General features: G+C 39.0%; 19 protein-coding genes, 6 tRNA genes, 1 rRNA gene and 1 other annotated feature. Of the genes, 22 read left to right on the forward strand and 4 right to left on the reverse strand.

Features of this window, described 5'->3' with window-relative positions; genetic code table 11:
- The 11 genes from rrf to ACYQ03_RS01710 all read left to right on the forward strand — a co-directional run.
- A 5S ribosomal RNA gene (rrf, locus tag ACYQ03_RS01660) occupies positions 1-113 on the forward strand; the annotation flags it as partial.
- Between the two features lie 283 nt (positions 114-396).
- Positions 397-1,209, forward strand: coding sequence for an RMD1 family protein (locus tag ACYQ03_RS01665; protein WP_459907146.1), 813 nt, complete (start codon positions 397-399; stop codon positions 1,207-1,209).
- Between the two features lie 30 nt (positions 1,210-1,239).
- Positions 1,240-2,457 carry an HD-GYP domain-containing protein gene (locus ACYQ03_RS01670; protein WP_459907148.1) on the forward strand — a complete coding sequence of 406 codons (1,218 nt, stop codon included), beginning with the start codon at positions 1,240-1,242 and terminating at the stop codon, positions 2,455-2,457.
- A 197-nt stretch (positions 2,458-2,654) separates the two neighbouring features.
- Positions 2,655-3,539, forward strand: a complete 885-nt coding sequence (gene pdxS / locus ACYQ03_RS01675; RefSeq protein WP_459907149.1) for a pyridoxal 5'-phosphate synthase lyase subunit PdxS — start codon at positions 2,655-2,657, stop codon at positions 3,537-3,539.
- 7 nt (positions 3,540-3,546) lie between these two features.
- Positions 3,547-4,113: a pyridoxal 5'-phosphate synthase glutaminase subunit PdxT gene (gene pdxT / locus ACYQ03_RS01680; RefSeq protein ID WP_459907150.1), complete on the forward strand. Its 567-nt coding sequence runs from the start codon at positions 3,547-3,549 to the stop codon at positions 4,111-4,113.
- 216 nt (positions 4,114-4,329) lie between these two features.
- Complete coding sequence (locus tag ACYQ03_RS01685; RefSeq protein ID WP_459907151.1) at positions 4,330-4,623, forward strand: hypothetical protein; 294 nt, start codon at positions 4,330-4,332, stop codon at positions 4,621-4,623.
- A gap of 96 nt (positions 4,624-4,719) precedes the next feature.
- Positions 4,720-4,961 (forward strand) — a binding site (T-box leader).
- 81 nt (positions 4,962-5,042) lie between these two features.
- Positions 5,043-6,197: a pyridoxal-phosphate-dependent aminotransferase family protein gene (locus ACYQ03_RS01690; RefSeq protein WP_459907153.1), complete on the forward strand. Its 1,155-nt coding sequence runs from the start codon at positions 5,043-5,045 to the stop codon at positions 6,195-6,197.
- On the forward strand, positions 6,197-7,777 hold the full coding sequence (gene serA / locus ACYQ03_RS01695; protein ID WP_459907154.1) for a phosphoglycerate dehydrogenase: 1,581 nt from the start codon (positions 6,197-6,199) through the stop codon (positions 7,775-7,777). The genes ACYQ03_RS01690 and serA overlap by 1 nt, the downstream gene beginning before the upstream one ends.
- A gap of 274 nt (positions 7,778-8,051) precedes the next feature.
- Positions 8,052-9,326 (forward strand): serine--tRNA ligase, encoded by a 1,275-nt coding sequence (serS, locus tag ACYQ03_RS01700; protein WP_459907156.1) that lies wholly within the window; start codon positions 8,052-8,054, stop codon positions 9,324-9,326.
- 105 nt (positions 9,327-9,431) lie between these two features.
- Positions 9,432-9,521, forward strand: a tRNA-Ser gene (locus ACYQ03_RS01705).
- Between the two features lie 16 nt (positions 9,522-9,537).
- Positions 9,538-9,631, forward strand: a tRNA-Ser gene (locus ACYQ03_RS01710).
- 14 nt (positions 9,632-9,645) lie between these two features.
- Here the strand turns inward: ACYQ03_RS01710 and ACYQ03_RS01715 are convergent.
- The gene (locus ACYQ03_RS01715; RefSeq protein WP_459907157.1) at positions 9,646-10,380 is read right to left on the reverse strand and encodes a CBS domain-containing protein; all 735 of its coding nucleotides are present in this window, start codon (positions 10,378-10,380) and stop codon (positions 9,646-9,648) included.
- 148 nt (positions 10,381-10,528) lie between these two features.
- Between ACYQ03_RS01715 and ACYQ03_RS01720 the strand changes: the two genes are divergently transcribed.
- The 5 genes from ACYQ03_RS01720 (at position 10,529) to ACYQ03_RS01740 (ending at position 11,439) form a co-directional block, all read left to right on the forward strand.
- Positions 10,529-10,605, forward strand: a tRNA-Arg gene (locus ACYQ03_RS01720).
- 55 nt (positions 10,606-10,660) lie between these two features.
- Positions 10,661-10,737, forward strand: a tRNA-Arg gene (locus ACYQ03_RS01725).
- A gap of 52 nt (positions 10,738-10,789) precedes the next feature.
- Positions 10,790-10,866 (forward strand) — tRNA-Arg (locus ACYQ03_RS01730).
- A 24-nt stretch (positions 10,867-10,890) separates the two neighbouring features.
- The gene (tadA, locus tag ACYQ03_RS01735; protein ID WP_459907158.1) at positions 10,891-11,343 is read left to right on the forward strand and encodes a tRNA adenosine(34) deaminase TadA; all 453 of its coding nucleotides are present in this window, start codon (positions 10,891-10,893) and stop codon (positions 11,341-11,343) included.
- Between the two features lie 4 nt (positions 11,344-11,347).
- Positions 11,348-11,439 (forward strand) — tRNA-Ser (locus tag ACYQ03_RS01740).
- A 133-nt stretch (positions 11,440-11,572) separates the two neighbouring features.
- On the opposite strand, the gene ACYQ03_RS01745 is transcribed toward ACYQ03_RS01740, so the two are convergent.
- The 3 genes from ACYQ03_RS01745 to ACYQ03_RS01755 all read right to left on the reverse strand — a co-directional run bounded on the left by ACYQ03_RS01745 (position 11,573) and on the right by ACYQ03_RS01755 (position 13,671).
- The gene (locus tag ACYQ03_RS01745) at positions 11,573-12,733 is read right to left on the reverse strand and encodes a tyrosine-type recombinase/integrase (RefSeq protein WP_459907160.1); all 1,161 of its coding nucleotides are present in this window, start codon (positions 12,731-12,733) and stop codon (positions 11,573-11,575) included.
- A 94-nt stretch (positions 12,734-12,827) separates the two neighbouring features.
- Positions 12,828-13,235 (reverse strand): ImmA/IrrE family metallo-endopeptidase, encoded by a 408-nt coding sequence (locus ACYQ03_RS01750; RefSeq protein WP_459907162.1) that lies wholly within the window; start codon positions 13,233-13,235, stop codon positions 12,828-12,830.
- Positions 13,219-13,671: a helix-turn-helix domain-containing protein gene (locus ACYQ03_RS01755; protein WP_459907163.1), complete on the reverse strand. Its 453-nt coding sequence runs from the start codon at positions 13,669-13,671 to the stop codon at positions 13,219-13,221. Before ACYQ03_RS01755 ends, ACYQ03_RS01750 begins: the two co-directional genes overlap by 17 nt.
- Positions 13,672-13,888: 217 nt before the next feature.
- Here ACYQ03_RS01755 and ACYQ03_RS01760 point away from each other — a divergent pair, with 217 nt between their 5' ends.
- The 6 genes from ACYQ03_RS01760 (at position 13,889) to ACYQ03_RS01785 (ending at position 16,362) form a co-directional block, all read left to right on the forward strand.
- Positions 13,889-14,101, forward strand: a complete 213-nt coding sequence (locus ACYQ03_RS01760) for a helix-turn-helix domain-containing protein (protein ID WP_459907164.1) — start codon at positions 13,889-13,891, stop codon at positions 14,099-14,101.
- Positions 14,102-14,289: 188 nt separating this feature from the next.
- Positions 14,290-14,622: a helix-turn-helix domain-containing protein gene (locus ACYQ03_RS01765; RefSeq protein ID WP_459907165.1), complete on the forward strand. Its 333-nt coding sequence runs from the start codon at positions 14,290-14,292 to the stop codon at positions 14,620-14,622.
- Positions 14,623-14,654: 32 nt separating this feature from the next.
- Entirely contained in the window at positions 14,655-14,864 is a 210-nt protein-coding gene (locus tag ACYQ03_RS01770; RefSeq protein ID WP_459907167.1) for a hypothetical protein, read from the forward strand.
- Position 14,865: 1 nt separating this feature from the next.
- Positions 14,866-15,138 (forward strand): hypothetical protein, encoded by a 273-nt coding sequence (locus ACYQ03_RS01775; protein ID WP_459907169.1) that lies wholly within the window; start codon positions 14,866-14,868, stop codon positions 15,136-15,138.
- Between the two features lie 25 nt (positions 15,139-15,163).
- Positions 15,164-16,144, forward strand: coding sequence for an ATP-binding protein (locus ACYQ03_RS01780; RefSeq protein ID WP_459907170.1), 981 nt, complete (start codon positions 15,164-15,166; stop codon positions 16,142-16,144).
- Positions 16,144-16,362: a hypothetical protein gene (locus ACYQ03_RS01785; RefSeq protein ID WP_459907172.1), complete on the forward strand. Its 219-nt coding sequence runs from the start codon at positions 16,144-16,146 to the stop codon at positions 16,360-16,362. Before ACYQ03_RS01780 ends, ACYQ03_RS01785 begins: the two co-directional genes overlap by 1 nt.
- Positions 16,363-16,395 lie beyond the last annotated feature (33 nt).

A 16,395-nucleotide genomic window follows, 5' to 3' on the forward strand; every position in this document is an offset into this window, starting at 1 on the left:
GTGACGATACCGGAGGAGGTACACCTGTTCCCATCCCGAACACAGCAGTTAAGCCCTCCAGGGCCAATGGTACTTGGAGCTAGCGCTCCTGGGAGAGTAGGTCGTCGCCAGAGTAATTTTTAAGAAACCACAGTGATTTCTCACTGTGGTTTTGTTATATTTAGATATTTTATGCGACAGCGGGGACGGTTCTCGCTGTCGCATTTTTTACCACAGCAGTTCCAATTTGTTTGCGACAGCGAGAACCGTCCCCGCTGTCGCATAATAGTTAAAACAATCATAATTTAAAGTGATAAAATGTAGATATAAAAACCTGCCAATTGTTTTGAAAAACGTGATATATTCTATATTAATGGTAAAAATACCTATATATAAAAATAAAGAGGTATAAATGCCATGGAATTTTTAGCTATATCAGTAGCTCATGAATTAAATTTAAATCTTATTGCGAGTCATTTTGGAATCAATAAAAAATTTAAGTGGGAAGAAACTTTGATTTTAAAAGATGATGATTTAAAAGGTATTTTAAATCATCATCATAATAAAACAATATATCTTTTTCATTTTGGATGTTTGGTGTTCATTAATTTAACTAAATATGATATATCAGATTTTTATAATTACCTTCGTACGATTGAACCTTCCTTAACACAAGTTGATCATCATCTGAAATATTCGGATTCATATAAATTAGAACTTGATCCTGATAAAGAAAAAGAAGTGCATCATGATTACATGAGAGCTCCAAAATTATTGGATTTTTATCCACAGATCATATCCGTTGTTTTGGCAAGATCTGTTGCCTTAGATAGAATAGAAGACAGTGTTGAAAAGGTTTCTGATGAAATTGAGAAGATAATCGAATACTTAGATAAGGGTAAATTGAATATAGATGATAATAAATTGGCAAAATTATCAGCTAAGGTACTGCGATATAAATATAACATAATATCATATGTTATGGTATTAGACAAACCCGACATTACTTGGTACAAGGAAGCTGCTGAAGAATTATTTCTAAAGCTCGCCGATCTTTTTGACCTACATGAAAGGTATGAAAATCTACGTCAAAAGACCGAAAACATTATGGATATTACCGAGGTTTTTACCATTCTTGGCCATGCAAATAGAGGTACAAAGTTGGAATGGATGATTATTATTCTAATTGCCTTTGAAATTGTTATTTCTCTAGCTGAAAAACTATTATAATCCTTTAAATACTACTAAGTAGGTGAATTAATGAAACAATTTATAACTAATTATTATAAATTACTAAGTTCGCTAAGCCTTGCTATGGATTTTTGTACCCATGGTTTAATGAGACATCATCAAAGGGTTGCACTAATATCTCTGCAAATTGGCAAATTATATGGTCTAAATTTAAAAAGAATGGAAAATTTATTTACTGCAGCAATTCTGCATGATGCTGGCTCAAGCACATGGACTGAAAAGGATTTATTATTTGATTTCTTTTCCACAGATACAGAGATACACTGTAAAAAAGGATATAATCTGTTCAAAAACCATACATTATTTAACTCTATTGCTGAAATTATTCTATGTCACCATGATCACTGGAACGGAATAAATAACATCTCTGGATTAAAAGGAAATCTAATACCCGTAGAAAGCAGAATTATTTATTTGGCTGACAGAATTGACGTTTTAATTCGTGATGACCTCTACATACTCGAACAAAAAAGGCACATATGCAAGAAGATAAATGAGGATAGTTATGGGCTTTTTGATCCTCACTTGGTAGAAGCCTTTAACGATATTTCCAGTAGGGAATGTTTTTGGCTAGATATGCATTCACCCTTTATAAGTGAAATATTATCACACCACTGCCCCATAATTTCAAAGAAAATAGGGTTAAAAGAGGTACTTTCAGTGGCAGATACTATGTCAAAGGTTATTGATTTTAAGAGTCCTTTTACTAGAAGACATTCCAGTGGTGTGGCTAATGTTGCTAGTTATTTGGCTAGCAAGGCTGGATGTGCAGAAGAAGATAGCAAATTGATAAAGGTAGCTGGTTTATTACATGACTTAGGTAAGTTAGGTATCCCAGATGATATACTAGATAAACCTGGAAAGCTAACCAATAGTGAATTTAATATTATGAAAAAGCATACATACTACACCTATCACATATTAAAGTTAATTGATGGATTTGAGGATATTAATCATTTTGCATCTAGCCATCATGAAACATTAAGTGGTAGAGGTTACCCCTTTAAGCTGGATGCTTCTGATTTAAAACACGGAGCAAGGGTAATAGCGGTGGCAGATATTTTTACTGCCCTTACTGAAACAAGACCCTACAGACAGGCAATGGAAAAAGAAGAGGTTATAAAGATATTAACGAACCAGGTAAAGGCAGGTGCCATAGATTCAGAGTTAACATCTCTTTTAATCTCTAATTATGAAGAAGCTTATATGTTAAATATAACAGTTTGAGATAAGAAATTTACCCTCAAAATGAGAGTAATTTCTTATTTTGTTTCCAACAATTAGTATATACGTTAAACAAATATGACATGATAGTATGGGATGAGAATGTAAATTTAAAAAATACAATGGAAAAATATTGTCATACTGTAATAAATGATCTAAAATACATTATTGTAACAAAGCTAACATTTGGAGGGAAAAAAATGGCGGAAAAAGGAACTTGGACTGTAAAAAAAGGTCTGGCAGAGATGTTAAAGGGCGGGGTAATAATGGATGTTACTACGCCAGAACAAGCAAAAATCGCTGAAGAAGCTGGAGCATGTGCTGTCATGGCTTTAGAAAGGGTACCCGCAGATATTCGGGCTGCTGGTGGAGTTGCCAGAATGGCAGACCCTAATATTATATTACGAATTATGGACGCAGTAACCATTCCCGTTATGGCCAAGGCACGTATTGGTCATTTTGTAGAAGCTCAAATTTTAGAGGCACTTGGTGCGGATTATATTGATGAAAGTGAAGTCTTAACACCAGCAGATGAAGTATTTCACATTGATAAACACCAGTTTAAAGTACCCTATGTTTGTGGTGCTAGAAATCTAGGTGAGGCACTGCGGCGGATAGGGGAAGGTGCGGCTATGATACGCACAAAGGGGGAACCTGGTACTGGTAATGTTGTAGAAGCTGTACGCCACATGAGGCAAGTTATGAGTGAAATAAGAATGGTACACAACATGCCTAAGGATGAATTAATGACAGCAGCAAAGGAAATGGGCGCACCCTATGATCTAGTGTTACAAGTTCATGAATTGGGTCGATTACCAGTAGTGAATTTTGCAGCAGGTGGGATTGCAACACCTGCCGATGCAGCTTTAATGATGCAATTGGGTTGTGATGGTATCTTTGTAGGATCTGGTATCTTTAAATCGAATAATCCTGTTGCTAGAGCAAAAGCCATAGTAGCAGCAACTACTCACTTTAATGATGCTAAAATATTAGCAGAGATATCAAAGGATTTAGGAGAGGCAATGCCTGGCATGGAGATTTCTTCAATTCCTACTGAGCACAGGATGCAAGAAAGAGGATGGTAAAGAGATCATGGTTATTGGTGTTTTAGCACTTCAAGGGGCGTTTATTGAACATCAAAAGTCCTTAGCGGCCTGTGGAGTAGATAGTGTACAAGTACGTAACCCTAAAGAGCTAGAAAATATCCAGGGTCTTATTATTCCCGGTGGAGAGAGTACGACAATGGGTAAATTAATGAATCAATTTGACTTATTTGAACCCATTATTGAAAAGGCCCATATTGGTTTACCTATATTTGGTACATGTGCCGGATTAATTATGCTTGCTAAGAAAATAGTTGGTTCAACACAACCCCGATTAAATTTAATGGACATAGAAGTTGAAAGAAATGCCTTTGGTCGACAGGTAGAAAGCTTTGAAACTGATTTATCTATTCCAGATCTTAGAAATGAACCAATAAGGGCTGTATTTATTAGGGCACCTTACATAAAAAGTGTAAGTAAAGATGTGAAGGTTCTAGCCAAATATGAAGATAAAATTGTTCTAGCTCAACAGGACAATTATTTGGCTGCGGCATTTCATCCTGAACTGACAAAAGATTTGATACTTCATCAACATTTCTTAAATATGATAAGATAAAAACAAGGGATTTTTCCCTTGTTTTTTCTTTATACAACATTAGTAATAAACAGTAAATAAATGTAATTATAACTGTGGGAGAATAAGAGCTAATAAAATAATTCAGTTTAGGCTATAAATGTATTAAATAAACAAAAATAACATATATTGTTATTTGGTATTATATGGTAATATAACATTGACGCTAACTTGGCGGCGTTCAGGAGGTGAACTGCGATGAAGTTTGTCAACCTGAACAAACTAGGCAAGTGGATAGTCACACTGGCGGTAATATTCTCATTTATGTTTGGCACCCTGATAGAAAATAGATTACAGGTTGTGGAAAACTTAACAAATGCAGTCGAAAACGTAAATGCAGTTGTGTTGCCGGCCGGCAATAAAATTAGAGAAAGGTTTGATGCCTACTACAAAGAAGCCGAAAAAACTTATGAAGCTTTAAAAATTGGTACAGCTATTAGTCTAGCCATAATCTTGAGCTCACTGCCCAAAACAACCAATCGTGGACCTTGAAAGGGAGGATAGATACTAGGTCCAAATGAATTTTTTTACAATATCCACTATTGACAAACAAAGGTCTCCTGTGTAAAATCATTAACAGTAAAGTAATTAAACCCAAAGAAGGGGAAAAGTAATTTAAGCTATTCTTTCAGAGAGCCGATGGTTGGTGCGAATCGGTAGAGGGTTTAAGTGAATTCCTCCCCAGAGGGGATCTGCCGAACACACAGGGAGAATAAGTTGTTGTTTAGTAGGTGGATACGGGAAGATACCCGTTATAACAATTGAGTGGACCGGGATTTACTCCTGGTCAACAAGGGTGGCAACGCGGGAGAATACCTCTCGTCCCTAATGGACTGATCATCCGTTAGGGGCGGGAGGTTTTTGTATTTCCCCCCCGACGGGTAAAAATTTTATCTGGAGGGATTGTTAAAATGAAGGACAAAAAGTATCTCTTGATACCAGGACCTACTCAAGTTCCCCCCCCTGTGGTAGAAGCAATGTCAAGACCTATTATTGGTCACAGAAGTGCTGAGTTTCAAGCCATAGTAGAAAGGGTAACCGGAAAACTAAAAAAAGTATTTCAAACTAAGAATGATGTTTTTATCCTTGGTAGTTCCGGCACTGGTGCCCTTGAGGCAGCTGTTGCCAATTTAGTAAACCCTGGTGATAAAGTTTTAGCACTGTCCTGCGGAAAATTTGGTGAAAGATTTAGAGATCTAGCTAAAATTTACGGCGGTGAAGTTGATTTTGTTGATTTTGGTTGGGGTTATGATATAGATCTCAAGGTTGTTAAGAAGAAGTTAGAGGAAAACCCAGACATTAAAGTGGTATTGGCTACACAGAACGAAACATCAACTGGTGTACAAAACGACATTGAAGGACTTGGTAAACTGGTGGCACAGTACGAAGCAGTTCTTGCAGTTGATGCTGTAAGTGGTCTAGCTGCCATAGATTTAAAAACTGATGAATGGCATATCGATATTGTGGCCAGTGGATCTCAAAAGGCTCTTATGCTTCCTCCAGGATTGGCTTTCCTAAGTGTAAGTGATAAAGCATGGAGAAAAATTGAGGAAAATACTTCTCCGAAATACTACTTTGACTTACTAAAAGCAAGGAAATCCATTGCTAAGTGGAATACGGCCTATACAACTCCAGTATCCATGGTATATGGGTTGGATGCAGCCTTAGATATGATTTTAGAAGAAGGATTGGATAATGTTTTTGAACGTCATAAGTTACTAGCAAAGGCAACGAGGGCAGCTATCCAAGGTCTAGGTTTGGAATTGTTAGCTCCTGATGATTGTGCATCGATGGCTGTAACGGCAGTTCAATCACCGATGGTAGTAGATGCTGATACCCTTCGCAAGGTACTATTAAGGGATTATGGTGTAACCTTTGCGGGTGGTCAGGATGCGATGAAGGGTAAAATATTCCGCATCGCACACATGGGCTTTGCAGATAAGATGGATGTAATAATTGCAATTTCTGCTTTAGAAATGGCCCTTGGCAAGTGTGGTTATAAAGCTGAACTGGGTGCTGGTGTAAGAGAAGCTCAAATGATATTTGTAGGAGGGGAACACGCATAATGAAAGTATTAGTGATGGATGGAGTATCGGAACAGGGTTTAGCACCGTTACGTCAACATACAGATATTGAAGTTGTTATTGGTGAAAAAATGACAGAAGATCAACTGGTTGAAGTGATTGGCCAGTATGATGCAATGATTGTTCGTAGTGCTACTAAAGTGACTGCCAGAATCGTAGAAGCAGCAACAAAATTAAAAGTAATAGGTCGTGCAGGCGTTGGTGTAGACAATATCGACCGTAATGCAGCAACCAACAAAGGGATTGTTGTAGTAAATGCTCCTGATGGTAACACCATTGCTGCTGCAGAACTGACCATGGCTATGATGCTAGGCTTGGCTCGTAAGGTGCCTGCAGCCTGTGATAAGCTGAAAAATGGCGTCTGGGATAAAAAAGCATTCTTAGGTGTTGAATTAAGGGGTAAAACATTGGGTGTTATCGGTCTAGGTCGTATCGGGAGTGCTGTAGCAAAAAGGGCCCATGCCATGGAAATGAATATAGTAGCTTATGACCCTTACATTTCGGAAGATCATGCTCGTAAAATGGCTGTTGAAATTGTAACCCTTCAGGAACTTTTTAAGAGAGCTGATTTTATTACAATTCATATGCCTAAAACTAAAGAAACTTATCATATGATCAACAAAGAAGCTTTGGAAACTATGAAAGATGGGGTTCGTATTATAAACTGTGCTCGGGGCGGAATTGTGGATGAAGAAGCTTTATATCAGTACATGATATCTGGTAAAGTAGCTGGAGCAGCACTGGATGTTTTTGAGAATGAACCTTGTACTGATAGCCCATTGATAAAATTAGATAACTTTATCGCAACCCCCCACCTTGGGGCTTCCACAAAAGAAGCTCAAATTAATGTAGCAGTTGACGTGGCCGAAGAAATTGTTGCGGCTCTTCGCGGCGATTTAGTAAAAAATGCCGTTAATATGCCTTCGATGAGTCCAAAATTACTGGCTAAAATACGTCCCTTCCTGGATCTAGCAGAAAAACTGGGTGCCTTTCAGGCCCAAATGCTCGATGGGAGAATTGAAAAGGTTGAAGTTGTATACAGCGGTGACTTAGCTAAGTATGATGTAAATCCCATTACAACTACTTTACTTAAAGGTATTTTGGACCCAATTCTTCAGGAAAATGTAAACTTTGTTAATGCTACCCTAGTGGCCCGTAACCGTGGAATTTCGGTAATTCAGACCACAAAGGAAAATGGGGAAAATTACCACAACCTAATTACTGTGAATATATATACCGATAAAGGAATAAGAACTATATCTGGTACTCTATTCCAGGATAATGAAACTAAGATTGTAAACATTGACGGATATCATATAAATGTTGCAACTTCTGGTCATATGTTGGTTGTTCCCCATATTGATAAGCCAGGTATTATAGGAAAAGTTGGAACTATTTTAGGTGACATTGCTATTAACATAGCGGGTATGCAGGTAGGTCGAATTGAGCTAGGTGGCAAGGCTATTATGATTATGACGGTTGATAACATTATTCCAACCGATACCTTAAAGGAATTGGCAACCATTGATGGAATCTTAGAAGTAAAAATGGTAAGTTTATAGCATAAGAATAAGGTTAGGGTTAGCATTACGATTGCTAACCCTAACCTTGCGTTTTGAGCATAGTAGAAAATTTTATAAATTTTCAGTAATAATAAGTAAAACTAAGATTGAATTAATAGATTTAGTCCAGTAATTTTTTTAATAAAATTCATTGTATTTCCCCTCATTTTACAAAGGAGTAGGGTTATAGTATAATACATAAGGAAATTTTTGTTTAAATGTGGCAATATTAACATTAGAACTAAATTCCTACCAAATTTTGGGGGTCATATTTATGTTAGATATTAAATTTGTACGTAGCAACCCTGAACTTGTATTAGAAGGACTCAATAAACGTGGTTCTGACATATCCCTTGATAATTTTTTAAAACTTGATGCCTTACGTCGTGAAAAATTAGTAGTTGCTGAACAGCTTAAAAACACACGCAATATTGTATCCCAAGAAATTGGCAAGTTAAAAAAATCTGGACAACAAGCTGAGGACAAAACCATAGAAATGCGCAAGGTATCCCAGCAAATAAAAGATATGGATGATGAAATTAAAAATATTGAAGCAAAGCTCCAAGAGATTTTATTGTCCATTCCTAACATCCCCCATGAATCAGTTCCTGTGGGAAAAGACGAAAATGACAACATAGAAATAAGACGCTGGGGTAAACCCCGTGAATTTGAATTTGAACCCAAACCTCACTGGGATCTTGGTGAAGATTTAAATATTCTTGATTTTGAAAGGGGAGGTAAGGTAACCGGTGCCAGGTTCTCCTTTTATAAAGGTATTGGTGCCCGTTTGGAACGCTCCTTAATAAACTTTATGCTTGATTTACATACCAGAGAGCATGGTTATACAGAAATTTTACCACCCTTTATCGTTAATGCTGATAGTATGTTAGGTACCGGACAACTGCCTAAGTTTGCCGAAGATATGTTTAAACTGGAGGGATTAAATTATTATTTAATTCCCACGGCTGAGGTTCCTGTTACAAACCTATATCGAGAGGAGATTCTTTCTGGAGAGCAGCTTCCTATTTATCATTGTGCCTATAGTGCCTGCTTCCGTGCAGAGGCCGGGGCAGCTGGTAGAGATACTAGAGGGTTAATCAGACAGCACCAGTTTAATAAAGTTGAATTAGTAAAGTTCTCTAAGCCAGAGGATTCCTTTGATGAGTTGGAGCGTTTAACTGCAAATGCTGAAAAGGTACTACAAGCCCTGGGTTTACCCTATCGTGTAGTTTTATTATCTACGGGTGACATGGGTTTTTCCTCGGCTAAAACCTATGATTTAGAGGTATGGCTGCCCAGTTACAATGCCTACAAGGAGATTTCATCCTGCAGTAACTTCTTAGATTTTCAGGCCAGAAGGGCAAATATTAAATATCGCCCTACTCCTAAATCAAAACCTGAATTTGTGCATACATTAAACGGCTCAGGCATTGCTGTAGGGCGAGCAGTATCCGCTATTTTGGAAAATTATCAAGAAGCTGATGGTAGTATCACAGTACCCCCAGTACTTGTACCCTACATGGGTGGAGTTGAAAGAATAAAACTGTAAAACCATTATTTGTTTTGATTTATGGTTTGACAACAGTTTTTTACTATGGTATACTCTATCTTGCTTGGGGTTACGAGCTGCTTAGGAGGATTCACCTCCGAGTTCGGAGGGATGTCCGAGCGGTTGAAGGAGGCGGTCTTGAAAACCGTTGAACTCTTACGGGTTCCGTGGGTTCGAATCCCACTCCCTCCGCCATGTGAGATAGATATACGGAGAGCTGGCCGAGTTGGCTGAAGGCGCTCGCCTGCTAAGCGAGTATACGGGGTAAACCTGTATCGAGGGTTCGAATCCCTCGCTCTCCGCCATGATATAAAAACCGTTAGTTTTTTCTAACGGTTTTTTGTTGTTCTATAGCCTCTAAAACCAGTCTTAATACTTGCAGAAAATTGATAGAGCCAATCATTTCACCATTTTTATTTACCACTGGCAGGGCAGATAGCCTCTTTTCATTCATTTTTTTAATTACCGTTAATAAACTATCATTCACTTCTACATAATCCTTTGGTGCATAAATCTTATCATTGTTAACACTTTGAAGATTAATAGTTTGGTTATGACAGATATTTGAGTTACATAAATGTAAAAAGCCGTTAAGGTAAGACTCCATAGTAATAAATTTTTCAGGTTTACCCTCATCATTTACTTGGGAAATAATATAATCTTGTGTTAATTGCTGATATACTTCTGAGTTATATAAAGGGATATTACCATGTTCATCGACAATACGTTTCATGCCATCCATACTATGGTTGAAATCCTTCATTTTTATGTCTAGATTAAATTCAAGTTTATCCTTGGATACATTTAAACTTAAGTTAGAGCGGAAAACGATTGCAATGACAATAATTGAAAAAACTATAGCAGAAAGAAAAAATTTAACCATAGAATTGTTAACTTTTTCTGAAAAAGGTATTATATATTCTGGCTGATTGGTTATATTATAAAAAGGAAGTTGAACTATTTTTACAAAGAAAAAACCTAAAAAAATGATTATACATACAATAATAAGGCTTTTTAATTTACATTCAAGGTGACGAATATCATCATGATCCATATAAAACTCCCCTGATTAAAAAATTCTAAATAAGTTATTTGATTACAGTTGATTTTAGCTTACTACTTGTTATATAATAGTTTTTGCGACAGGAACAACACTTTTGAGCATCTCAGTCGCTACATCATATGTTAAGTTAATTAATTATGTGCCCGTGGCTCAATTGGATAGAGCACCTGACTACGGATCAGGAGGTTAGGGGTTCGAGTCCCTTCGGGCACGCCATTAATCTACTTGACATATCAATGAAAAAGTGTTATGATTTGTGTCGTGTTAATATGTGCCTGTGGCTCAATTGGATAGAGCACCTGACTACGGATCAGGAGGTTAGGGGTTCGAGTCCCTTCAGGCACGCCATTTTACTGTTGTTAGTTCTAAGTAAAAATTGGGGCTAACAACTTATTTATATGCGCCCGTAGCTCAGGTGGATAGAGCAGCGGTTTCCTAAACCGCGTGCCGGTGGTTCGAGTCCTCCCGGGCGCACCATTATTATTTTAAGGGGTTTTTTCATTGTCTCATGCTTCCTATATGCGTGAAGCATTGTTAGAAGCACAATTGGCAGCTGAAAAAGGAGAAGTACCCATTGGTGCTGTTGTGGTGGCTGAAGGGAATATAGTAGGCAGGGGTCATGACTTAAGAGAAAGTCTTTGTGATGCGTCAGCCCATGCTGAAATTTTAGCCATGCGGGAAGCAGCTAAGCTAATGGGTGATTGGCGTTTAAATCATGCCACTCTTTATGTGACTATTGAGCCATGTGCCATGTGTGCTGGTGCAATTGTCCAATTTCGAGTCAGGCGATTAGTTTACGGTGCTCCCAATGCAAAATCAGGCTCTGTCGATACTATTTTAGATATTGTTCACCAACCTAAATTTAATCACAGGGTAGAAGTTATCTCTGGTGTCATGGAAGACGAATGCAGGGAAATAATGCAGAAGTTTTTTCGGGAACTAAGAAATAAATAAACTAGGAGAGTTGGCCGAGCTGGTCGAAGGCGCTCGACTCGAAATCGAGTAGACGTTAACAGCGTCTCGTGGGTTCGAATCCCACATTCTCCGCCACTTGAAGACCGCTTTACTTAACTAAAGTAAGGCGGTTTTTTCATGCCATTTCACAAAAATTTCACATAAAATTTCACAAGTCATAAATTCATTTCACATAAATCGAGTGTCATTTCACAAAAAGTTGTGCGCCTTAGCTACCCCAGATGGCTTGATCGATTTTAAGTGCAATTTCTTCCTGCACTGACCGTTCGGTGTGACCATAAAGATCATTAGTGATTTGAATAGTGCTGTGCCCTAACCTGTCACTGGCCCCTTTCATGGGGGCGTTTTGGGCAATCATTAAGGCAGCGTTCGAATGGCGTAGATCGTGGAATCTTATATTAGGTAGCCCATATTTTTGTAACCGTAAGCTGAAGGACCTGGATAAGTGTGAGGGGTTGAAGGGTTTTCCATCGGGCCAGGTGCAAACAAAATCTGACTTATGATATAGTTGACCATGCTGGAGTTTCATTTCTATTTGCTTTAGCTTATGGTCCTTTAATGTTTTGATTAATCTGTCTGTAACCACGATAACCCTGTTAGAAGAATCAGTTTTAGTTTTTTCTCTCAGCACAGGATTACCATTATCCATTATTAAATTATGACGAATATGAATTAATTTGTTTTCCATATCTACATCGGTCCATTGCAGGCCTAAGACTTCTCCTCGGCGGGCACCCAGGACCACGGATAAATACACCGGCATGTATAAGGCATCTTCCCGGAGTTTATCCAACATTTCCCTAATCTGCTTGGTTGACAGAAAACCTGCTTCAAATTTGTTTTTGGTTGGAGGGGTAACCAGTTTAGCTGGATTTTTTGGTATTGTTTCTTCCCTGTAAGCATCTTCCAAAGCTTTAGACAGCACTCTGTGTACATAACGAATAGAGGTGCCGGACAGAGGTTTAAAGGATCTCTTTTCCCCGTCAATTTTAATTTCCCTGGCCTTTTGGAGCTTTGAGTATAACCCTCTTATATGGGCAGCCCTTAAATCCGAGAGCTTAATTCCACCGATGTATGGATTAATATGGCACCGGATGTTAACTTCGTACCCGTTATAGGATGTTGGTGAGAGGGTTTCCTTTTTCTCCTCCAGCCAAGTATTAAGGTATTCAAATAAAAACATTTTGTTAGGCTCTATGTGTGTACCTTGACTGATGTTCACTGTAAGTTGAGCAGCAAAGAGTTTGGCATCTCTCTCTTTTTTGAAACCTCCCTTATATTTTTGTATCCTTTTCCCGTTGCCATCAAATCCTGCATCATAGCGTACCTCATAAAAGCCTTTCTTTTCGTTAAACTTAATTGTGGCCATGCTTTACCTCCTTTCATTAGTTAATAGAAATAAACCTTGGCAAAAACATATGTTCTGCCAAAGGGGTAAAAAAAATATGCTTGTCTTACTCAAACTAATAATATTGCAACATTTCAAGGGGTATATAATTTCTCCTAAATACATTTTCCAATGTTTCACCAGGATAAATTTCTGCTTTGGATAAAAGTAATTTAACGGCAAACTTATTGGCCTGACGCTCATATTTTCCGGGATTAAATAAGGAGTGCGCGTCCAACCAGAAACGACTAAAGCCTGGATGAAGCCTATCGTGTGCAAGTTCATGGGCGCAAATAAACCTTTGCCACTCGTCTGATAGATCACGATGTATGACAATATATCTTCTGCGCAGCTTATTGTAATAGAGCCCTCTGGTTCCCATACCCAAATCCTCAAACCAAACCTCAATGTTAAGACCATTTGCTATTGTGAATGGATCATTTGTCTTAAATTTGCGAATTAATTTATTAATGACTTGGTCCACTCAAATCATCCCCGGCATTGTTTTTCTTTTTCTTACGTCCGTAGGTTTTTTTATTTTTTTCCTTAGCGTCCCAGAACATGGCCTCCATAACACGTTTGATTTTTTCTTTGTCTTCCTTGCGGATCGGAATACCGTCAAACATTAGCGGGGCATCATCGTCCAGCATCTTTTTAAAGTCACGCTTATCTTTAGATGTGGCCCAGGTGGGGATTGCAGCTTCTGCAGGTTCGTTATCAACCGGTTGCTCGTCGTGGCCTAATAAATAATCTATTGTTACATTAAAAATCGCAGCAAGCTTAGCTGCCATCTCCGCACTTAATCTTTTCTTGCCTCGTTCAATTTCATAAAAATAGGTGGGAGTAATGTTTAGCTCTTTGGCTATCTTTGTGCCTGAGATATTTCTGCTCATTCTAAGTTCTCTAATTTTGTTATCCAAAAAAAACACCATCTTCCTAAAGCTGTTTGCTCTATAGTAACAGCTATTAGCTTAAAATACAATCAGCTAATAGCTATTTTTTTTATAAAACGCAACTATTTAGAGCAAATAGCTATAAAACATATTATTTTTTAGACGCATAACGCTAATAGCTCTATTTTGGCCTTTGTAAATATATAGCTATTAGCTTAATATTGTACTTAGGAGGTGGTAAGTTTTGGACTTTTCAAGAACAATTAAGCACGTTTTGGTTGATAAAGGACTCAAAACGTCAGATTTAGCCAGAATGACGGGATACTCCTATCAATATATCCTTGACGTACTTAAAGGCAAGAGACGCTGGAATGAAACTATGATTGAAAAAGTCTGTGACGTTCTGGATCTGAAAATAAAAGTTGTCCCAAAAGAAACTGACAAAGGGGCCAGTTAAAAAACTTCACTTTTCTACAAACCCAGAAGCCTCGAAAATAATGGCTTTAACAAAACCTAAATGTCCACACTATAAACGGCATTTTCAGAGAATAAATCCGGTAAAATTAAGGCTTTAGATAAAACGTTAGGTTGAACATCAGTTGAAAACTTAACCAGAGATGATGTTGGAAGGGGTGAGGAAAATCAATGAAACGCGACAGGATTGCGTTAATACCTAAAGATAGGTACTGCCAAGAGTGTGGAACCAGGATGCCTGAAAATGCAAAGTTTTGCCTGGAATGTGGGAGCAAGCTGGCTGAGCTTGGTAATTTCTTAGATGACAAACCAAAACGGATATACACTGTGCAAACTGCCCTAAAGGAATATTTTCAGGGTACCATCGGTGAAACAAAACTAAGGAGTGCTATTCGGCAAGGGCAAATACCACATGTTCGCGTTGGCGTAAAAATTCTATTGAGGGAAGAGGCCTTGGATAAGTGGATGGCAGCACAAGAGAATGCTAAGAGAATATCTAGTTAGAAGGTGCAAAACCATGTGAAAGCATTCTTGTCATGAAGATTAGAGGCTTTGAGGGAGGTGATCTGATTATTAAGGTGGTGTTTACAGGCAAGGTCAGAGACTGGTCAAAATTCCTGCGGACTATGCGTAAGTGGTTAACTCACAGTTCATGTGGCATACATTACTGGGAAAATGAAGACAAATCATACGGTGCTGCCAAGGTAGAAACCAATGATTTATTAAACCAGAAGGAGGCTGTGTAACATGGTAAAACTGAACGAGGCGCTGGCAAACCTGCAGCAAGTACTGGAGGAGTGTGGTCTGGGCCAGGCAGAGGTAGTTATTAACTGTCACCATATGACACCTACACAGAGCATTAGCTTGGCCAGAGATATCGCCATCAGTGGTTTTGGCAACAGGATGATTGAAGAGGATAAGATCCACCGCTATTCTCACAAACAGGGTGGGTTCTCCTGGGTACAGTTGGAGGCAGAAAAGGCTAAGATTAATCTTTTCTATAATCTGAAACATTGCTAACCAGTTAGCGAAGGAGGAGAATTTTATGCTAGTACAATTTCAACGGGCTCAGCGCAAAAGAGCTAAACTACGCCTGGCCCTGGCTGGTCCCGCCGGTGCCGGAAAAACTTATTCAGCCCTGCTAATTGCCTTTGGTATTGGTGGAAGGGTAGCGATGATAGATACCGAGCGGGGTTCCGGCGAGTTGTACTCCCACCTGGGTGAGTACGATGTCTGCACCATAGAGGCCCCCTTTCTTCCGGAAAAATATGTGGAGGCCATCAAGGTAGCCGAAGGTGCAGGCTATGACATTATTATCATAGATAGCCTAACCCATGCCTGGGCAGGTACCGGCGGGGTGCTGGATATTCACGGCTATGCTGCTGATAAATCCGGTAACTCCTGGACCGCCTGGCGGCAGGTAACACCACGGCACAACGAGCTGGTGGATGCCTTACTACAGAGTAAATGCCACATCATCGCCACCCTGCGCTCTAAGATGGACCATATCCAAACCACTGAAAACGGTAAAACCGTAGTCAAGAAGGTAGGCATGAACCCAATTCAGCGGGATGGCATGGAGTATGAATTTGGACTGTTTTTGGATTTGGATCAATCCCATATGGCAAGTTCCAGTAAGGACCGAACATCTCTGTTTGACGGACAAGTCTTTAAACCCTCCAGGGAAATCGGTAGAAAGCTGGTGGAATGGCTTGATAGTGGGGTACCCAACAGTGCTGAGATTATAGATTTTCCACCTACCGGTCCCATTAAAGTACCTGGACCCGGCAGTCCTGCCTGGGAAGCACTTTACGGTGAGAAGAAAGAGAAAACCCAGGATACCAAACAGGCAAAACCAGAATTACAGATCAACCAGCAGCAGAGTAAACAGGTTAACCTAAAAAGCCAGGGTGCCAAGGCACAGATGAATCAAGATCATAGCGGAGATGATCCCTTCTGGAACTCAGTTAACCAAATGAATCCGCCGGTGAGGACTGCCGGTGGTGGCAGAAGGAGGCTCTTTTAGTGACATACCGGGAACACAGCCTGTTTCCCAGGGACAATGGTCAGTTAGCCAAAGCTGCTTTTCAGGGAGTACTTAAACTTCTGGAAAAGGAGCGGGAAACAAGACAACAGACATACAGATACGATCTTTCCGAGAAAGCCAAACGGGTTAATGAAATTAATGATGCCATATATGAGTTAAAGGTCCTTTATCGTCTGGCGGTAGAGAACCAGAAATAAAGAAGCCGCTCTACAAGCCGGTAACTTGTAGGG

This window comes from Desulfotomaculum defluvii (assembly GCF_054657375.1).

Coding starts and splice junctions, on each gene's coding strand:
- ACYQ03_RS01665 (WP_459907146.1), top strand. CDS start 397: ATGGAATTTTTAGCTATATCAGTAGCTCATGAATTAAATTTAAATCTT.
- pdxS (WP_459907149.1), top strand. CDS start 2,655: ATGGCGGAAAAAGGAACTTGGACTGTAAAAAAAGGTCTGGCAGAGATG.
- ACYQ03_RS01775 (WP_459907169.1), top strand. CDS start 14,866: ATGGTAAAACTGAACGAGGCGCTGGCAAACCTGCAGCAAGTACTGGAG.
- ACYQ03_RS01690 (WP_459907153.1), top strand. CDS start 5,043: ATGAAGGACAAAAAGTATCTCTTGATACCAGGACCTACTCAAGTTCCC.
- serA (WP_459907154.1), top strand. CDS start 6,197: ATGAAAGTATTAGTGATGGATGGAGTATCGGAACAGGGTTTAGCACCG.
- ACYQ03_RS01745 (WP_459907160.1), bottom strand. CDS start 12,733: ATGGCCACAATTAAGTTTAACGAAAAGAAAGGCTTTTATGAGGTACGC.
- ACYQ03_RS01770 (WP_459907167.1), top strand. CDS start 14,655: ATGAAGATTAGAGGCTTTGAGGGAGGTGATCTGATTATTAAGGTGGTG.
- ACYQ03_RS01780 (WP_459907170.1), top strand. CDS start 15,164: ATGCTAGTACAATTTCAACGGGCTCAGCGCAAAAGAGCTAAACTACGC.
- serS (WP_459907156.1), top strand. CDS start 8,052: ATGTTAGATATTAAATTTGTACGTAGCAACCCTGAACTTGTATTAGAA.
- ACYQ03_RS01765 (WP_459907165.1), top strand. CDS start 14,290: ATGAAACGCGACAGGATTGCGTTAATACCTAAAGATAGGTACTGCCAA.
- ACYQ03_RS01715 (WP_459907157.1), bottom strand. CDS start 10,380: ATGGATCATGATGATATTCGTCACCTTGAATGTAAATTAAAAAGCCTT.
- pdxT (WP_459907150.1), top strand. CDS start 3,547: ATGGTTATTGGTGTTTTAGCACTTCAAGGGGCGTTTATTGAACATCAA.
- ACYQ03_RS01670 (WP_459907148.1), top strand. CDS start 1,240: ATGAAACAATTTATAACTAATTATTATAAATTACTAAGTTCGCTAAGC.
- ACYQ03_RS01685 (WP_459907151.1), top strand. CDS start 4,330: ATGAAGTTTGTCAACCTGAACAAACTAGGCAAGTGGATAGTCACACTG.